Here is a 17,209-nt window from a genome sequence, read left to right as displayed (position 1 = left end):
GAATATGTAGCTGTTTTTCGCTATTTAGAAGAGAAAATTGCCTCATGCAGCTAGAAGAAGAAAAATACAGGAAAACGGAGTTGAGTATTTCTGCCGCAAAGGCCAATGTGCAGGTGCTCGCCTTTGTGGTGCCAATCATGTTGGTTTATGGAGCGGCTTACTTGCTCATCTGGCCAGAACAGTTCTCCGCCCGGAATCTGCGGCAGCTCGCGCAAACACACCAACAGCTGCTGATGCTTTCGCCTGTGGTTATGTTGTTGGTATTTGTGCTGGGGGCGGTAGTGCACGAACTTTTGCATGGACTTACCTGGGCCATCTTTTGCCAAAATGGGTTTCAATCGATTAAATACGGCGTGCATTGGAAAGCGCTCACACCTTACTGTCACTGCAAGGAAGTGTTGCCGCTCAGGCACTATGTGACAGGTGGTATGATGCCGGGACTGGTCATGGGGCTACTGCCGGCCATTGTGGGGATAGCCATGGGGCACTTTCTGCTCTTTTTGTTCGGCCTCTTCTTCAGCATTGCTGCCGCCGGCGACCTGCTTATTCTTTGGATGCTGCGCCACCAGCACAGTTCAGACCTCGTGCAAGACCATCCTGACAAAATCGGTTGCTATGTGTTAAGTAAGCAGGTATAGCCTTAGATCGAGGGCTGTTTCGTTAGATCTGCCCGCTTATACCTATACCTATACCTGCACAGTAATAGTAATTCCCTTAATCCCAGTAATCGGAATTGGGTGATTAGTTACTGTAGGAAAATCAAGCCTTTTCACTATATTTAAGATATGGCTCTCTGGAGCCTTAAGCATCACACTATGAAATATAAGAAACTACTGGGTAGCGGCCTGACCCTGGCGGCGCTGCTTTGCGGTACGCTGCAAGCTTCGGCACAGGACTACAAGCAACTGCACGAAAAGGCGATTGTGGTTGACACACACAACGACGTGCTGATTTCGGTGCTGGAAGGCCTGCGACTGGAAGACGACTTGCGAGGCAAAACGCACTCGGATCTGACCCGCTTTAAAGAGGGTGGGGTGGATGTGCAGGTGTTCTCTGTCTGGAGCGACGAAACGTACGGGAAGGGCAAAGGCTTTAAATTCGCCAACCTGCAAATCGACTCGCTCGAAGCGATTGTGAAGCGCAATCCCGACAAGATGATGCTCGCCCGAACGCCTGCTGACATAGAGCAGGCCGTTGCGCAAAACAAAATGGCGACCATGATTGGGGTAGAGGGAGGCCACATGATGGAAAGCAATCTGAAGTACCTGGAGGCGTTGCACAAACGCGGCACCATCTACATGACCCTGACCTGGAACAACTCCACGCCTTGGGCCACTTCTGCCCTGGATGAAACAAGTGGCAAACTGCCCAAGAACCGCAAGCCAGGGTTAACCCGTTTTGGAAAGCAAGTGGTGCGCAAAATGAATGAACTGGGTATGCTGGTTGACCTGAGCCATGTGGGCGAGCGCACCTTCTGGGATGCCATGGCTACTACCACCAAACCGGTGCTGGTGTCGCACAGCTGCGTGCACCATTTCAACCCGCATTCCCGCAACCTGAAGGATGACCAGATAAAGGCGATTGCCAAAAACGGCGGTGTCATCCATCTTAACTTCTTCTCGGGTTTCCTCGATCCGGAGTATGATAACCGGATGAAGGCTTTCCGGGAGAGACACAAGGCCGAAGTTGATTCGCTCCGCAAGGCAGGTAAAAATTCCATTGAAATATACGACTGGGCACAAGCGAACTTCCCGGAGGAGGCTGCCCAGCTGCGTCCGCCGCTTTCCCTGCTGATGGACCACCTCGACCACATTGTGAAGCTCGTAGGCGTAGACCACGTAGGCCTCGGTTCCGACTTCGACGGTATCACTTCGACTCCCCAGCAGCTCGACAGCGTAGCCGACATGCCCATCATCACCCGCGAACTGCTTGCTAGAGGGTATAGCGAAGAAGATATTAAGAAAATCCTGGGAGAGAACTTCCTGCGCGTGCTCCGCGCGAATGTGGCTTCTTAAGCAGGTGTAACCACATAGCAACCCATCCCTTAGGGCCCCTAGACCAGCGGTTTAGGGGCCTTTTTGCTTTCAGCGCCACTTCTAATGTTGGATTTCTATCCCTTTTGAGGTAGCAACACCGGGTGTCCAAGACTGTTCCGTTTTTGGGTACCTGAAGTGATGCGTAACCGCCTGGTTGTAAATAAGATGTACATATATTTTACATCTTGCGGAGCCTTGGTTTGATTGTTAAGTTTAAGCAAAAAAAGGAGGAACGACATGGACACCAAGATCAGTATCCTGTTCTACGGCAGGAAAGCCAAGACCACGAAAGACAAGCGTTTGACCATCTACCTGCGCGTCACGCTGCAGGGCCGGCGGCTGGAGCTGAGCACCTCCCGCTACGTCTCGCCCGCCCGATGGTCAGCCGAGGCGGGCAAAGTGAAGGGCCGCTCAGCCTTGGCCCGCAGCGTGAACGCTTACCTGGATACCCTCCGGGCGAAGGCCTATGGGCACCACCGGGAACTGCTCGAGGAAAGCAGGCTCGTGACCGTGGAGGCGTTTAAGGAGAAGTGGATGGGGGTGGAGGAGAAGCCGGTGCTGCTGCTGGAAGTCTTCCGCACGCACAACGAGCAGATGGCCCAGCTGGTGGGCAGGGACTACGCTCCGGGCACGCTGGAGCGCTACGCCACCTCCCTGCAGCACACGCGGGACTTCATCCGGTGGAAGTACGGCTTGGAGGACATGGACGTCAGGAAGCTCTCCTATCAGTTTATCACCGACTACGAGTTCTGGTTCAAGACCGAGCGAAACTGCGCCCACAACACCACCATAAAGTACCTGGCCAACTTCAAGAAGGTCATCCACCTGTGCCTCAAAAACGGCTGGCTGGAGCGCGACCCCTTCCTGTGCTACAAGATGAGCATGCGGGAGGTGATTCGGGAGCATCTCACCAAGGCCGAGCTGCAGCGGATGACGGATAAGGAGTTCGCCACCGACCGGCTGGCGCAGGTGCGGGACGTGTTCCTCTTCAGCTGCTACACGGGCCTTGCCTATGTGGACGTGCAGCAGCTCAGGCGGGCGGATATCCAAACGGGAGTGGACGGGGAGCAGTGGATTTTTAAGAACAGGCAGAAGAAGGACACCCCTTCCCGCATTCCGCTCCTGCCGACGGCCCTCACTATTCTGGAGCGTTACCGGGATCACCCGCAGTGTTTGTATGAGGACAGGTTGCTGCCTGTGCCGAGCAACCAGAAGATGAACCCCTGCCTGAAGGAAATAGCAGACGTGTGCGGGATTGAAAAGCCTGTCACCTTCCACACCGCCCGCCACACTTTTGCCACCACTGTCATGCTCTCCGAGGGAGTGCCCCTCGAACTTGTCAGCCAAATGCCGGGGTATTGCAGCCTGAAGACCAACCCGCATTATGCCAGGGGCCTGGACCGGAAGGTGAGCCAGGACATGCAGCAGCTCCGGGAAAAGTTGCGGTTGATGGGGCGGTGAGTAGCCGCTCCGTGAAAGCATCCAGGCTGCAGCGCGGCTACAGGTAGGGCATCCCCTCATCAGCGGGCAGCCACTGCTTCCACGTTGACATTTCCTCCGCTACGGCAGATGGTGACGGATACCCGGTGCTTGTAGCGGACACATCCGTGTCTGCCTGCCAGGCACCCGGGTTTTTTGTGCCACTTGCTTGTCAATATACCTTTTGCGCTACCTACTCGATAGGTACCACCCTGTAAATCGTACCCGGACTCTCTACCGCTACATAAATAAATCCATCCGGCCCCATCTTCACATCCCGCACACGGCCAATGTTCTTCAGTAACTTCTCTTCACTTACAATCTTATTTCCATTCATTTTAAGTTTGCTCAGGAACTGGAATCGGAGCGATCCCACCAATAGGTCGCCTTCCCAGCCTTTGTAGCGGTTGCCTGTCACGAAAGCCATACCGGATGGCGCGATGGAAGGAACCCAGTACCAGAGCGGTTGCTCCATACCTTCTTTTTTAGTCAGTTCGGTGAGGACGGTGCCGTTGTAGTTGATGCCGTAGGAGATGACCGGCCAGCCGTAGTTCTTGCCGCGCTCGGCGATATTCACTTCATCACCACCGCGCGGGCCATGCTCGTTCGTCCAGATGGCGCCGGTGCTTGGGTGGATGGTCATGCCCTGGATGTTGCGGTTTCCGATAGTCCAGATAGAGGCGACGGCGTTTTTTTCGTTCACAAACGGGTTGTCGGTAGGGATAGTGCCGTCGTCTTTGATGCGGTGTACTTTGCCGGGGGCTCTTTCGATAGTCTGGGCATTTTCGTGGTGCTGACCACGGTCGCCTACTGATAGGTATAGCATGCCATCACGACCAAACTCCAGGCGCGAGCCGTAGTGGTGACGTGTGCGTGCCCAGGGCTGCGCCTCGAAGATCACTTTCTGGTCGGTTAATTTGTTGCCTTCCAGTTTAGCGCGCATCACGGCTGTGGTCGATAAAGTTTGGTCCCCTTCTTTTTTGAAAGCAGAGTAGGAGAGGTAGATCAGGTTGTTCTTCGTAAAGTCAGGGTGAAGTTCTACGTCCAGCAGACCGCCCTGTCCCTGTGCCAGCACCTCCGGGGCACCGGCTATTTTCTGCAGCTGACGGCTTCCCTTCGGCAAACGATAAAAAGCTCCGTTGCGGTCGGTGACGAGCATATCGCCGTTGGGCATGAAAGCCATGCCCCAGGGCACTTCCATACCTGTCGCCACGGTGTCGAGGCGATAGCGCAGGGATTCGGAGGTATAGACAGCGGCTGTTTTGACTTCCTCGCTGAAGTCATATTGCTTCACGTTCTGTATGCCTTCCTGAATGTAGGCGACCAGTGCAGTGATTTCCTGGTCCGAAAAGGTTTGCCCGAAGGCCGGCATACCTTCATCCGGGTAGCCGTGTTTGATGGCGGCAAAAAGATTTTCAGGAGTGTTGCCATGCTTCCATTTGCGATCGGTAAAGGCCTCGAGCTTTTCGCCGTGGCAGCCGGAGCAGTAGCTGGCGTAGTTGGTGCGGGCTTTCTCCAGTTGGGCTTCGCTGAGGGCTACTTCCTGAACGGAGTTCTGGGCGATGGTCTGCGTGTTGGTGTCTGTATTGCTCGTGCTTGAACTGGAGCCGGTGCAGCCGTTCAGCGTGATCAGGGCTAGGCCAAGCAGGGGGAGCAGGTTCTGTGCTTTTAACATAGTATAGGTATGGTTCAGTCTTGCGGCTTTACGTGGACTGTAGAATTGTGTATACAAATATAGGCGACTTGAATTATTTATACCTTCTAAAAAGCAAAAGCCACCCGATAAAGGTGGCTTTTGCTTTTTAGAATAGCTTATAAAGGCAGCTTCACATCCTGCATCAGTCGGCCTACCGGGTATAAATTGTGGGTAGGCTCGTAGTGCGGGGAGTTCCGGTACACAAAATCCAGCTGGGCGCGGGCATTTTTGGCAAACTCCGGGTCTTTCTTTTTACGCTCTTCCAACTGCTTGCGCAACTCCGGCTTCTGCTTCAGAATGTCAGCGGCCAGGTCTTCGAACACATAGCTCGAGAAGTATTCTTTCTGCATCAGGATGCTGTCGAAGAAGTTCCAGTTGAAGTAGGAGTCCACTGCCTGCGGCTCCAGGGCCTCTACCAAAAAGCGGTTGGCCTCCTGATTCAGGTATACCACGTAGTCGCCTTTCAGAAACTGACGCGGCATGGTGCGCGTCTCCACCTGCGTGGCAGAGTGCAGGTAATGGCCCTCGTAGGCACGCGGCGATGTTTTGTAGTCGGTGATGTAGTAGCTATCGAGTGTGATGGTGGTGTCGCGCTTGAGCTGGCGCATCTCCACCTTGTTCAGCTTGAGCCGGTCGATCACCTCGCGCCAGGCCTGCGGAATGATGTAGGCTACCGGCTTTTCTACCGTTACAGTTGGGGTATAGGTGTTGTAGTAGTTGATGTTGGTCGAGTAGGGGGCCTTGCGGTCGTAGTAGAGGCGCTCTAGTCCGCTTACCTCGCTTGGCTTATACTTAGCGGCATAGCCCAGGAAGGGGATCTGCTCTACTTTTGTCGTGTCCAGTTGCCAGTCCAGTGCAAAGGTTTTCTGGGTCAGGGTTTCCTGCTTGGCCTTGGCACGTACCTCACCAATCTCTTTGGCGTCGCGGCTCACGGTGCTGATCATGTGCTCCATCAGCTTGTAAGTAGACTGTACGCGCTGGTCGAAAGGCTTGAGCATGTGCGTTTCCGGCACAAAACCGATGGTGTTGTACAGCGCCGTATATCCGGTCGCGTAGCGTGGCGACTCCATGAAGCCCAGTATGCCTTTTTCCGGCGTCTCGCCAATGGTGTTCATGTAAGGTACCATTGGGAATTTGTCCTTCTTCATGCCTTCATACAAAGTAGGCAGCATTTTGCCTTGCAGGTAGCCGGCCAGCGTCGGGTTCAGCTTGTTGTGCTGCGTGGCAATGAGTGTCATCACGTGCTGGTAGTCGGCGCCGTTGGAGGTATGGTTATCCATGAACACATCCGGATCCCAATCGCGGTAGATGAGGTGGAAAGCCTGCGCGTTTTTGGAATCGGTCTTGAGGTAGTCGCGGTTCAGGTCGAGGTTGCGGGCATTGCCGCGGAAGCCATACGTCTCCGGACCGTTCTGGTTGGTGCGGGTATGGCTGTTGCGGTTGAGCGCTCCTCCAATGTTGTATACCGGAATCACGGCCAGCACCACATTATCCAGTTGTTTGCGCTTACTTTTGTCCTGCATGTAGTCGCGGAGAAGCAGCATGGTGGCGTCTATACCTTCCGGCTCGCCCGGGTGGATGCCGTTCTGAATCAGCAGCACGCGCTTATCCTTTTGTTTGATCGATTTCGGGTCAAAATCCTTGTCGGTAGAAACGATGACCAGGTGCAGCAAGCGGCCAGAATCGGTATAGCCGTAAGGCACCATTTTGACTTCGTCATAGGCCGCGTCGAGCTTGCGGTACCAGTCGATGGCCTCGTCGTAAGTGGCGGTCTGGTTCTTGTTGCCTTTCTCGTAGGGCGTTTTGAGATCTGTTTTGTCAGGTGTTCCGGTAGCCAGCAGCGCGGCTAAAAGCAGGGTGGTTAGCATGTGTGGTGTCTACAATTGTTCTTGCAGAGCAATGTTAACCATTTATGCTTAGAAATGGAATTAGAAAAGTGTCAGGACTTCGATTTTATGGGGCGTAGGGGCCGTGACTTAAGCCTGCTGTCGGCTAAAGTTATACCTGAAAAGTCTTCCGGTGCTTGTTTGACGGAAAAAGCATTTTGTCAAGGCTATACCTGCCCGGACCAATGAAATAAAGCGAGAAAAAGAGAATGGCCGCCTCCAAAGCGTGTGAATAACCGCTGAAGCCATCGCCGGCAACCTGGTGGCGCAGGGCAGCGACCAGCATGGTGATGACCAGTAAGATAAGGGTCGGGCGAAAGAAGAGGCCCAGCACCAGCAGCGCACCACCCACTGTTTCGGCAAATGCGGCCATAAAGCCCCAGAACTCCGGCATAAAGTCTATTCCCAGCAGCTGCATGTTCGCCCCGATCTTGGCCCAACGCTCAGGCCCGCCGACCATTTTGGGCCAGCCATGCAGGATGAACATAATGCCGATGCCGATGCGGAGCAGCAGCAGACCGGTGTTTTTATAGCTGTAGCGGGTGCGGAGTAATGACATGACAGCAATAATACAAAATCCGCTTAAATATTACAAAAGTCTAATATATTAAAATGCCCTGCACCAAGGTGTTGGCCGGTACCTGACCGGGCTTTAACTGGTGCAGCAGGCTTTGGTCCAGCTGTTTGGTATCCAGGATAAATGACATCCCATGGGTCTCGCTCACCGCCACAAAGCCTGCCTCGCCCAAGCTGGTGTAGGTGATGGGGAAGTGTTGCGCCACCTCGCTGTATTTCGAGCCGACCCCTATCCCCTGGGCCGTTCTGTAGTCGGGGCTGCGGATGCTGATGCGCCATACCTGGCAGTTGGGCTCGCAGACCTGCTCTACCAGCACACCTCCCTCACTTTCAGGAGAGCTAATTACATAGGCCGTGTACTGCTGGCCCTCGAGCTGCAGGGTGGTGTCCCGGATTTGCTGGCCTGCCGGTACCTGGCTGCGCATTTCTTCGATGGGCATGCCGATGCGCACATGGCCCGCCTGGCCTTTGGCAAGCACCAGATCAGCAGGGTCTGTAACAGCCGGTGATGCGTCAGCTTCCATGGGGTCTGACATCGGGCTGCTCTCGGTCGGACTTGCTGTATTGGAGGCCGCTTCATCGCTGTTGGCCTGGTCAGAAAGGCAAGCTGCCATGCCTACCCCCAACAGGATCGCGTACAATATATTCTTGAGCATAAGGTGAGATTAGAGAATCATTATATTCTGTGTAACCCTGTTACGGCAGCCCGGGTTGTCGTATATTAGCACGAAAACGTAATTCGTTTATTTTGTCATACATCAAATTAAAATAATAAAATGGCTAGACCTTTGATCCTGGTTTCGAACGATGACGGTATCACAGCGCCAGGTATACGCACGCTGGTAAAAGTGGCCCAGACGATAGGAGAAGTAGTAGTGGTGGCGCCGGATGGCCCGCAGTCAGGTATGGGACACGCGATCACGATCGGCAACACACTGCGGCTCGACCGCTCCATTGCCTTCGATGACCTGGGTGTAGAATCTTATGAGTGCTCCGGCACGCCCGCCGACTGCGTAAAACTGGCTAAGTTTCATGTGCTCAAGGACCGCAAGCCCGACCTGGTGGTGAGCGGCATCAACCACGGCTCCAACTCCAGCATCAGTGTGCTGTATTCCGGCACTATGTCAGCGGCCATAGAAGCGGCCATCGAGGGACATCCCGCCATCGGCTTCTCGCTCTGCGACTACGGCCACGAAGCCGATTTTTCCCACACCGAAGAGTTTGTGGAGCTGATCATCCGCCAGGCCCTGCAACATGGTATACCTGAGAATACGGCCCTGAATGTGAACCTACCGAAGAAAAGCGACGAGCCGATAAAAGGCGTAAAGGTATGTCGCCAGGCCCACGCCCGCTGGCAGGAGGAGTTCGACGAGCGCCTCGACCCGCGCAACCGCCGCTACTTCTGGCTGACGGGCAGCTTCGTAAACCACGACAGAGGCGAGGATACCGACGAGTGGGCGCTCCTCAACAATTATGTGTCGGTAGTGCCCTGCCAGTTCGATATGACCGCCTACCACGCCATGTCGACTTTGAATGATTGGGATTTGTAAGGTATAGCCAGGTATAGCAAATAACACAGAAAGCCACCCCGATGCAGCATCAGGGTGGCTTTGCTGTTGTAGTGAAAAACCCTTGGGCCACCAGAAGCAGCGCCAGGGACAACCTAATATTTTGTAATTATTAGCCTACTTATACCTTGTCACCACCACATCAGCGTTTTTTAGGTCTTCTGCTGACGGCTTATTGGCACTTCCTTCGATCACAAACAGTACTTTAATCGTTTGCGACACAGGGACTGGCTGTCCGTCTACCTTGCCGGGGTTCCACATACCTTGTGTGTTGCGGATGGTGCCTGTAATGGCATCATGCAGTTCTTTGCCAATGGCTACCGTAAACATGCTCATGACTTTGCCGTCCTCTTTTACGACTAGGTGCACATCTACAAGCCCTTCAAATGAAGCATCAGCCGGGTAGCGTAGGTTTTTGGCCAGATAGCGCTCAAAGGCCCCTTCTTTGAAGGTCGGCTTTACGTCTACTTCATCGATCTTATAGGAGGCTTTGGTATACTTGGTCATGGTCGGCACACCCATCTTTTCGCTGCCCTGACCCGATTCTGAGCTCAGGAACTGTACCGGCAGTACGACTTCGGCGCCGGCAGGCTGACCACTTTTCAGGGCAGGTTCCCATTGGCCGGATGTGGCTTTTACTGCCGACATCGCCGATTCTGACAGTTTGGCTAGGAGGGCTTTGTTCTGCAACTGGAACGTGGAAGCGTCCATGTAGTCGAGTTCAGAGCCCGGGCCGACCATTTTTTTCAGTTTGGTGCCTTCCAGCCGGACGTTGCTCACCTGTCCCTCGCGGTCCACATAGAACTTCACCATCACACGTGCGTTCAGATTCTCTTTTTTGGCTTCGGCTGGCAAGCTCAGGTGGGCCATCATGGCCTGGTGCATGGCTTCGGTGCCGCCTTTAAAGGCAGGCATGCGGTTCGCTACACTGGCTGTGGCGGCGCGATCACTTTCCTTCAGGGCAAACCGGATCGGTAAGGTATAGCGTACGCGCACCACCTCGCCATTCTGGCGGCCCGGGTTCCACTGGCCACTCAACATATTCACGACCCGTATCGCCTCCTCATCTGTTTCTTTGCTCAGCGACTTCACTGTTTTTACATCGCTGATTTTACCGTCGGCTTCAACCACAAATGTCAGCACCGCCAGGCCCTCCAGCCCGTTGCTTTTGGCAATAGCCGGATACTGGATGTTCGTGCCCAGGAATTTCATCATCTCTTTCTCACCGCCCTTGAACTCGGGCATCTGCTCTACATAGGCGTAAGGCTCTTTTCCGGACTTTTTGCTCTGTGCCAGCACATCCGTCTGTAGTCCGAAACTGAGCAAGAGGGCCAGCAGGGGAGCGGCCAGCCAGATTTTGCGTGTGTTTTTGTTTTTCATGAGAGGTGTTTTTAAAGTTTTGTTAGAGGAAAGAAAAGGCAATAGTTATCCTGTGCCGGTTTTCGGGCCGGGTAGATCAGGTATAAAAAAGGGTGAAAATGTTATTTTATGGCAAAGCGAACAGGCAAGGTATAGCGGACAGGTACAGCCACTCCATTTTGTCTTCCCGGCGACCACTGCCCCTGCATTTTCTCCACCACCCGGATGGCTTCCTTATCGAGCGATTCGTGCAATGATTTGACGACTGCGATGTCCTGCAGTCCGCCCTCCTTGTCTACGACGAAGGTCAGCACAACGAGCCCTTCTGTGCCGGCTTCCTGTGCATCTTTTGAATAGCGGATGTTGCGGCCCATGAACTTCATCATTTCCCCCTCGCCGCCTTTAAACTTGGGCATTTGCTCTACATAGGTATAGGGCTTCTCACCCGGAAACTCTTCTTCTGAAGGAGGGATCGTAACCGCCGGTTTCACGTTTTTGAAATCCTCCTTCTTCACGGTGCTGGCTGTTTCGGTAGCTGCGGGCTTCACTATTGCTTCTGCGGCATCCTGCGCTATACCTGCCTGCTGCTGGTTCCCGACCGGTATACCAGCTTTGCGGGCAGGAGCGGTGATGAGCAATTCCGTCAGCGAGGCCGGTTCTTCTACATTGGGTGTGATGTCGGCGCTTACTTTATTGGCCGAGAAAGCGAGGAGCAACAAGAGGATGACAGGCAGTGCCAGGAACAAACGGGTTTTGCTGGCGGGCTGACCGTGCAGCTGCAGCATGCGCAAACGGCGGAACACCTGGGGTTTCTGGAAGTAGCTGCCTACCGGTATGCCGGCCATAAAGAGCGCTTCTTTGGCAAGCAGCGAACTGTACTCCTGCGGCTGGCAGTTGGTCAGTACCTCGGCATCGGCCTGGAACTCGTGCACGTTGCGCAGCTCTTCTTTCATAAGCCACACCAGCGGATTAAACCAGAGTAGTGCCGTCAGGATTTCATAATAAAGCACATCATAGGTATGGCGGAGGCGCACATGGGCTATTTCATGCAAAAGGATCTGCTGCTGTTCCTGCGGGGAAAGGTGCTGCATGTCGCCCAGAAACACATAGTGCAGAAAGGCGAAAGAAGGAGCCTGGTTCTCGGTCTTAAGCACAGTTGCTGCGGAATCTGGCGCGGGTAGGGGACTGGCAGCAGCGGCCATTATTCGGATGCGCACCATCTGTATACCTAGTCTGATGAGTAGAAACAGCCCCACCATACTGTAAAGCAAGAGCATGAGTTGGTTGATGCTAAACAAAGGCGTTTCGGCAGCAGGCGTGGGACCATAGGCGGTCACCTGCACCTCTTGCAATTGGATGGCAGGTATAACATTGGCCGTGGGAAGCACTGTCTGAAAGGAGAAAGGCAACTCCAGCAGCGGAATAATCAGGGCCACCAAAGGAGCCAGCAACAGGTAGATGCGATTGTAGAGCAGGCCAGGCTGGTTGTGCAGCACGAGCCTGTAAAACACGAAGAGCACCAGTAGCACCAGGGCCGATTGTAGCAGGTAATTAACCATTGTTTCCATCTTGTTGGTCCTCCTCTTTAAGATCGTTTTTTACATGGCGCATCAGTTGGTCCAGTTCTTTCACATCCAGGTTGTTGTCCTTGGCGAAGAACGATACAAGCTTTTCGAAAGAGCCCCCGAAGTAGCCGCTCATAAAGTTTTTCAGAAAGAAGCTCTTATACTTGTCCTCGGCCACCAACGGAAAATACTCGTGCGACTTACCAAAGGCGGTATAGCCCACAAAGCCCTTCTTCTCCAGAATGCGCACGATGGTGGACACAGTGTTATAGGCAGGCCTTGGCTCCGGCATCTCCTCCAGGATGTCTTTAACAAATCCTTTCTCGATTTTCCAGAGGATCTGCATGATCTCTTCTTCGGCTTTGGTGAGTTCTTTCATAAGGCTATTTCTGCTTGGTAGGATAAAGATATAACTAATTACTTAGTTTACAAACTAAAAGTTTAGTTTTTGTGAGATTAAATCAAAAAGAGCTCCTGCGAAGGGAGCTCTTTTTGATTTAAATAGGCACTTGCTGCTTAATAACCAGGATTCTGTGTCAACTCAGGATTTACTTCAATCTGCTGCAGTGGGATAGGCCATAGGTTACGGAAGGCTTGTGCGTTACAGAAGCCAAGTATTTCGCAGGTAAGATTGTAACGGCGCAGGTCCATAAAACGCAATCCTTCACCTACAAACTCAAGGCGACGCTGAAGCAGTATTTCACTCAAGGCCGCTCTGTTGGTGAGAACAAGTAGCGGCCGAAGTCCTGCTCTGGTTCTTACCGTGTTGATGTCAGACAGAACCTGTGGTGATACAGGCAGAATGTTGTCGCCACCATTCGCCGTTTGCCTTACGGCAGCCTCTGCTCTGATCAGGTACATTTCAGCCAGGCGGATGATGATTACGTTGTCAGCGTTGTTCACGGCGTCTTCGTATTTCAGCAAACGCCGGCGGCCGGCAGAGCCTTCAACGCGTGCGGTAGCCTCAAAACGGTCGTCGCCGTTGGCTGCTGATGCCTGCAGCGCGTTGTATGTATCCTCGCTCACATAAAACTTCTGGCCCGGTGTGTTCGGGTTGGTGGCCGAGCCTAAGCTGTTCTGATCGTTTGGTGTAAAATCAATTTCGAAGATAGACTCCGTTTTACCGCCCGCTTCGGTGGTGAAGATGCTGGCGAAAGTAGGCATCAGCGCAAAAGCGCCGCTTTCGATCACTTGGCTGGCTTTAGCTTGTGCCTCTGCGTTGTTACCGTTCTGCAAATACACACGTGCTAGCAAGGCAGTGGCGGCAAGACTCGAGGCACGGCGTGGGTCGCCAGACTCTACCATACTCAGCATGTTCTCGGCAGTGGTCAGGTCGGTAATGATCTGCGTATACACTTCCTGCTCAGAAGAGCGTGGCAAATACTGGATGTCCGACAAGCCAGCTGTGGCATTCAGCTCAAGTGGCACACCACCAAAAACTTTCACCAGGTCAAAATAAGCCAGCGCTCTCAGAAAGTGCATTTCACCACTGATGGCATCGCGCTGCTCAGCCGTGATGGTACCTGCCGCAACCAAGCGCTCTGCCTGAGAAATAACGGTGTTGGCACGGTTGATAGCCACGTAGATGGCCCCCCAGAAACTTTCAATCTGCAGGTTAGACGCAGTTAAAGCGCGTCGGGCTGCTTCGGCATCCGTGGTGAACGTACCAACGAACTGCATGTTGTCGGAGTAGATCTCGTGATAAAGGTTATAGCGGAAGCCATAGTAATCTTCGGACTGCAGGGCACTGTAAACGCCAAGCGCTGCCTTGTCCAGTGAGTTGAAATCAGTTACGGCAACATCTGCTTCTACCTGCGTGGTGGGCGCCACTTCCAATCTATCCTCGCAGCCGGTCAGCACACTTAAACCAAGCACTGCGGCCAATATATAGGTATATTTTTTCATCTTACTAATCGGTTTAAGGATTAAAATCCAACATTAATACCAAATGTAATGGTACGGTTCTGCGGCACGGTATAGAAGTCCACACCCAGCGTGGTGTTACTGGTGCCGGCAAAGTTCACTTCCGGGTCGAAGCCAGGATAATCGGTGAACGTAACGAGGTTCTGCGCCTGGGCGTATACGCGCAGCGTTCTCATTTTCAGTCGCTCGCTAAGCGAAGATGGCAAGGTATATCCCAGCACCAGGTTCTTGAGGCGCAGGTATGAGCCATCGTATATGAAGCGTGAAGAGTTGCTACGGCCGTTGTAGTTCGGGTCATCGTAAGTAGCGCGCGGCACGTCCGTTACGTCCCCTTCTTGCTGCCATCTGCCCAACACGTCTTCCACCATGTTATCGTCGTAGCGGCCCAGGTGCATCTGGTACTCACGCGATGGCATGGCAATGTCGTTGCCATATGAGAACTGGAAGAACACGTTCAGGTCGAAACCCTTGAAGCGCACTGTGTTTGTTAAACCACCGATAAAGTCTGGCTGAGCGTTACCGATTACCGTAAAGTCATCGTCAGTAATGATACCGTCGTTGTTGATATCGCGGTAGTTCACGTCACCAGCCAGTGTGCCGTTAAACTCTGTTTTAGAGGCAGGCACCTCATCTTGTCTGCTGTAAATGCCGTCCGCGATCAGACCATAGAACGTGCCGATCGGATAGCCTTCGCGCAGCACGATAGAGTTACCACCAAAACCGTAGAAAATGTCCTGCCCTTCGTAAAGCGAGGTTACCTTGTTGCGGTTGCGGGCAATGTTAAAGTCTGTCGTCCAGTTAAATCCATCGCCAGGGTTAGAGATGTTTACCGTGTTCAGGGCAATCTCGAAGCCTTTGTTCTCTGTTGAGCCCACGTTGAACTGCACACTCGAGAAACCGCTCTGAGTAGGTATAGGACGGGCAAAGAGCAAGTCGTCCGTCTTCTTCACATAGTAGTCAACGGCCAGGTTTACGCGCCCATTCAGGAAGCCGAGGTCAGCACCTACGTTAAATTGCTTGGTGGTTTCCCACTTCAGGTCAGGGTTTGCCAGCTGCGACGGCGCCAAACCAGACAGATCAAGGTAATTGCTGCTACCTGTATAAAGGGGAAGGTATTGGAAATCGCCGATTTCCTGGTTACCGGTTACACCATAGGAGGCACGGAGTTTCAGTTCACTCATATAGTCCAGGCCAGACATGAAGTCTTCTTCGATCAGTCTCCAGCCGGCAGAAACAGAAGGGAAGTAACCATAGCGGTTGTTTTCACCAAAGCGCGAAGAGCCGTCCGCACGGAAGTTCACACCCAACAGGTACCTGTCTCTGAAGGAGTAGTTGACACGGCCAAAGAACGAAACCAGCGAAGACTCGAACTCTGCACCCGTACCGGCGTTTACACGGGCTGCGCTCGATACGTAACGGAAACGCTCACTGGCAAAGCCCTCGCCTGTCACGCTGGTGCTGCGAATCACGTTATCTTCATTGCTGGCACCGATTACAGTTGATATGCTGTGTACTTCGTTGAATGCCTTGTTGTAAGCAAGTGTGGCTTCCAGTAGGCGCTTCGAAACAGTTGTCGTAGCATTGATCGCCTGACCTTCCTGCTCTAAGAAAGTAGCACCCGGGAAGTTAGCTGCACTATAGCGGCGTTCGTCTACATTCAGCACGTCTATACCGCCCTTCACCTGAAAGTCAAGACCAGATATGATCGTGTATTTGGCAAAGGCATTACCCACGGCGCGCAGGTTGCGTGTTTCGTTATCGTTTTCAAGGCCTTCCGCCACCGGGTTGGTGTAGTAGAAGTTCGGATAAGAGTATGTTCTGGTTTCTGCGTCAGAATAGACGGGCCAGAGCGGAGAGGCTGCCAGCGCATTGGCAAACGGGCTGGTAATGGAGTTGTCGCTGATGATACGGTCGCTGTCAGATTGACTGAGTTGGATGCTGGTACCCAACGAGAACTTGTCATTCGCCTGGTGATCCAGGTTCAGGCGGGTGGAGTAGCGCTGATAACGGCTGCCGATTACAACACCTTTCTGATCGAAGTAGTTACCAGACACATAGTAGCGCGTCTTCGGGTCGCCGCCGCTCAACGAAATCTCATAATTCTGGATACCAGCCTTGCGAGAGATTTCATCTACCCAATCTGTATCAGATATAGGGAAATCAACTTCACCATAATAGAAGTCAATAAACTCTTCGGGTGTGTACTGTCCTTCCGGTGCATAACCATCATTTATAAAGGCCTCCATCATGATGTCGGTATACTGCTGAGCATTCAGAAGCTTCGGCTTTTTCCAATAGTTCTGTGTACCCGCATACATGTTGAAGTTTACCTGCGTCTGGCGGGCAGAGCCGCGCTTGGTGGTAATGAGCACAACGCCGTTGGCAGCGCGCGAACCGTAGATGGCAGCGGCGGAAGCGTCTTTTAGGATGTCGATAGATTCGATGTCGTTGGGGTTGATGTCAGTAACTGCGTTAACAGACTGACCACCAAAGCCCAACTGCGAGAAGTCACCTGTTGTTAGCGGCACGCCGTCCACTACGTAGAGCGGCTGGTTACTGGCTGAAATGGAGGTTGCACCGCGTACGCGCACGGTAATACCACCGCCTGGCGTACCGGAGTTCTGCGAGATCTGCACACCGGCTGCGCGGCCCTGCAGGGCCTGGTCAACACCCACAACCGGCAGGTTCTGAATATCTTCCGATTTAACTTTGGCAGTGGCACCTGTCACCTCACGGCGCTCCTGCGTGCCGTAACCCACAACCACTACTTCGCTCAGCTGGCGCTCGTCGGCAGCCAGCTGCACATCCACTGTAGAGCGTCCGTTTACAGGAATTTCCTGGCGCTGCATACCTATAAAACTAAATACCAACGTAGCATTTGGTTGAACTGTTAGGGTGTATTCCCCATCCACTCCGGTGGTGACGCCGTTAGATGTGCCCCGTTCCAGCACGGTAACACCCGGTAGCGCGGAGCCATCGCTCGCGGCGGTCACTCTACCGGATACGGTTTGGGTTTGTGCCCAGACACTTCTTACAAGCGCCAGGACCAAAAAGAAGCTCAGTAGTATACTCTTCTTCATAGTAGTTAAATTTGATTTGGAATGAAAACCGATATGGCAAA

13 protein-coding genes are annotated in these 17,209 nt (G+C 53.2%); 4 read left to right on the top strand and 9 right to left on the bottom strand.

Going from position 1 to position 17,209, the window contains the following annotated elements:
* The first annotated feature begins 44 nt into the window (after positions 1-44).
* From B0B12_RS15940 to B0B12_RS15930, 3 genes are all read left to right on the top strand, one after another.
* Positions 45-638: a DUF3267 domain-containing protein gene (locus B0B12_RS15940; protein ID WP_076670905.1), complete on the top strand. Its 594-nt coding sequence runs from the start codon at positions 45-47 to the stop codon at positions 636-638.
* 177 nt (positions 639-815) lie between these two features.
* Positions 816-2,015: a dipeptidase gene (locus B0B12_RS15935; RefSeq protein ID WP_076670903.1), complete on the top strand. Its 1,200-nt coding sequence runs from the start codon at positions 816-818 to the stop codon at positions 2,013-2,015.
* Positions 2,016-2,273: 258 nt separating this feature from the next.
* Positions 2,274-3,497 carry a site-specific integrase gene (locus B0B12_RS15930; RefSeq protein WP_076670901.1) on the top strand — a complete coding sequence of 408 codons (1,224 nt, stop codon included), beginning with the start codon at positions 2,274-2,276 and terminating at the stop codon, positions 3,495-3,497.
* 211 nt (positions 3,498-3,708) lie between these two features.
* Here B0B12_RS15930 and B0B12_RS15925 read toward each other — a convergent pair whose 3' ends face one another.
* The 4 genes from B0B12_RS15925 to B0B12_RS15910 form a co-directional block, all read right to left on the bottom strand.
* Entirely contained in the window at positions 3,709-5,190 is a 1,482-nt protein-coding gene (locus tag B0B12_RS15925; protein ID WP_076670899.1) for a PQQ-dependent sugar dehydrogenase, read from the bottom strand.
* A 137-nt stretch (positions 5,191-5,327) separates the two neighbouring features.
* Positions 5,328-7,079: a M14 family zinc carboxypeptidase gene (locus B0B12_RS15920; RefSeq protein WP_076670898.1), complete on the bottom strand. Its 1,752-nt coding sequence runs from the start codon at positions 7,077-7,079 to the stop codon at positions 5,328-5,330.
* 130 nt (positions 7,080-7,209) lie between these two features.
* Entirely contained in the window at positions 7,210-7,656 is a 447-nt protein-coding gene (locus B0B12_RS15915) for a DoxX family protein (protein WP_076670897.1), read from the bottom strand.
* Between the two features lie 40 nt (positions 7,657-7,696).
* The gene (locus B0B12_RS15910) at positions 7,697-8,329 is read right to left on the bottom strand and encodes a mechanosensitive ion channel protein MscS (protein ID WP_076670896.1); all 633 of its coding nucleotides are present in this window, start codon (positions 8,327-8,329) and stop codon (positions 7,697-7,699) included.
* A 120-nt stretch (positions 8,330-8,449) separates the two neighbouring features.
* Between B0B12_RS15910 and surE the strand changes: the two genes are divergently transcribed.
* A complete protein-coding gene (surE, locus tag B0B12_RS15905) occupies positions 8,450-9,223 on the top strand; it encodes a 5'/3'-nucleotidase SurE (RefSeq protein WP_076670895.1) in 774 nt (257 codons plus the stop codon).
* A 135-nt stretch (positions 9,224-9,358) separates the two neighbouring features.
* On the opposite strand, the gene B0B12_RS15900 is transcribed toward surE, so the two are convergent.
* The 5 genes from B0B12_RS15900 to B0B12_RS15880 form a co-directional block, all read right to left on the bottom strand.
* Positions 9,359-10,621, bottom strand: a complete 1,263-nt coding sequence (locus tag B0B12_RS15900; RefSeq protein WP_076670894.1) for a TonB family protein — start codon at positions 10,619-10,621, stop codon at positions 9,359-9,361.
* Between the two features lie 101 nt (positions 10,622-10,722).
* On the bottom strand, positions 10,723-12,168 hold the full coding sequence (locus tag B0B12_RS15895; protein ID WP_076670892.1) for a M56 family metallopeptidase: 1,446 nt from the start codon (positions 12,166-12,168) through the stop codon (positions 10,723-10,725).
* Positions 12,152-12,544, bottom strand: coding sequence for a BlaI/MecI/CopY family transcriptional regulator (locus B0B12_RS15890; protein WP_076670891.1), 393 nt, complete (start codon positions 12,542-12,544; stop codon positions 12,152-12,154). The genes B0B12_RS15895 and B0B12_RS15890 overlap by 17 nt, the downstream gene beginning before the upstream one ends.
* 137 nt (positions 12,545-12,681) lie before the next feature.
* Positions 12,682-14,070, bottom strand: a complete 1,389-nt coding sequence (locus B0B12_RS15885) for a RagB/SusD family nutrient uptake outer membrane protein (protein WP_076670889.1) — start codon at positions 14,068-14,070, stop codon at positions 12,682-12,684.
* A gap of 20 nt (positions 14,071-14,090) precedes the next feature.
* On the bottom strand, positions 14,091-17,168 hold the full coding sequence (locus B0B12_RS15880) for a SusC/RagA family TonB-linked outer membrane protein (protein WP_076670887.1): 3,078 nt from the start codon (positions 17,166-17,168) through the stop codon (positions 14,091-14,093).
* Positions 17,169-17,209 lie beyond the last annotated feature (41 nt).

It is taken from the genome of Pontibacter indicus, from assembly GCF_900156345.1.
Taxonomy (GTDB): Bacteria; Bacteroidota; Bacteroidia; order Cytophagales; family Hymenobacteraceae; genus Pontibacter; species Pontibacter indicus.
The sequence above is the reverse complement of the archived record's forward strand: the minus strand, read 5'-3'. Positions and strand labels throughout refer to the sequence as shown.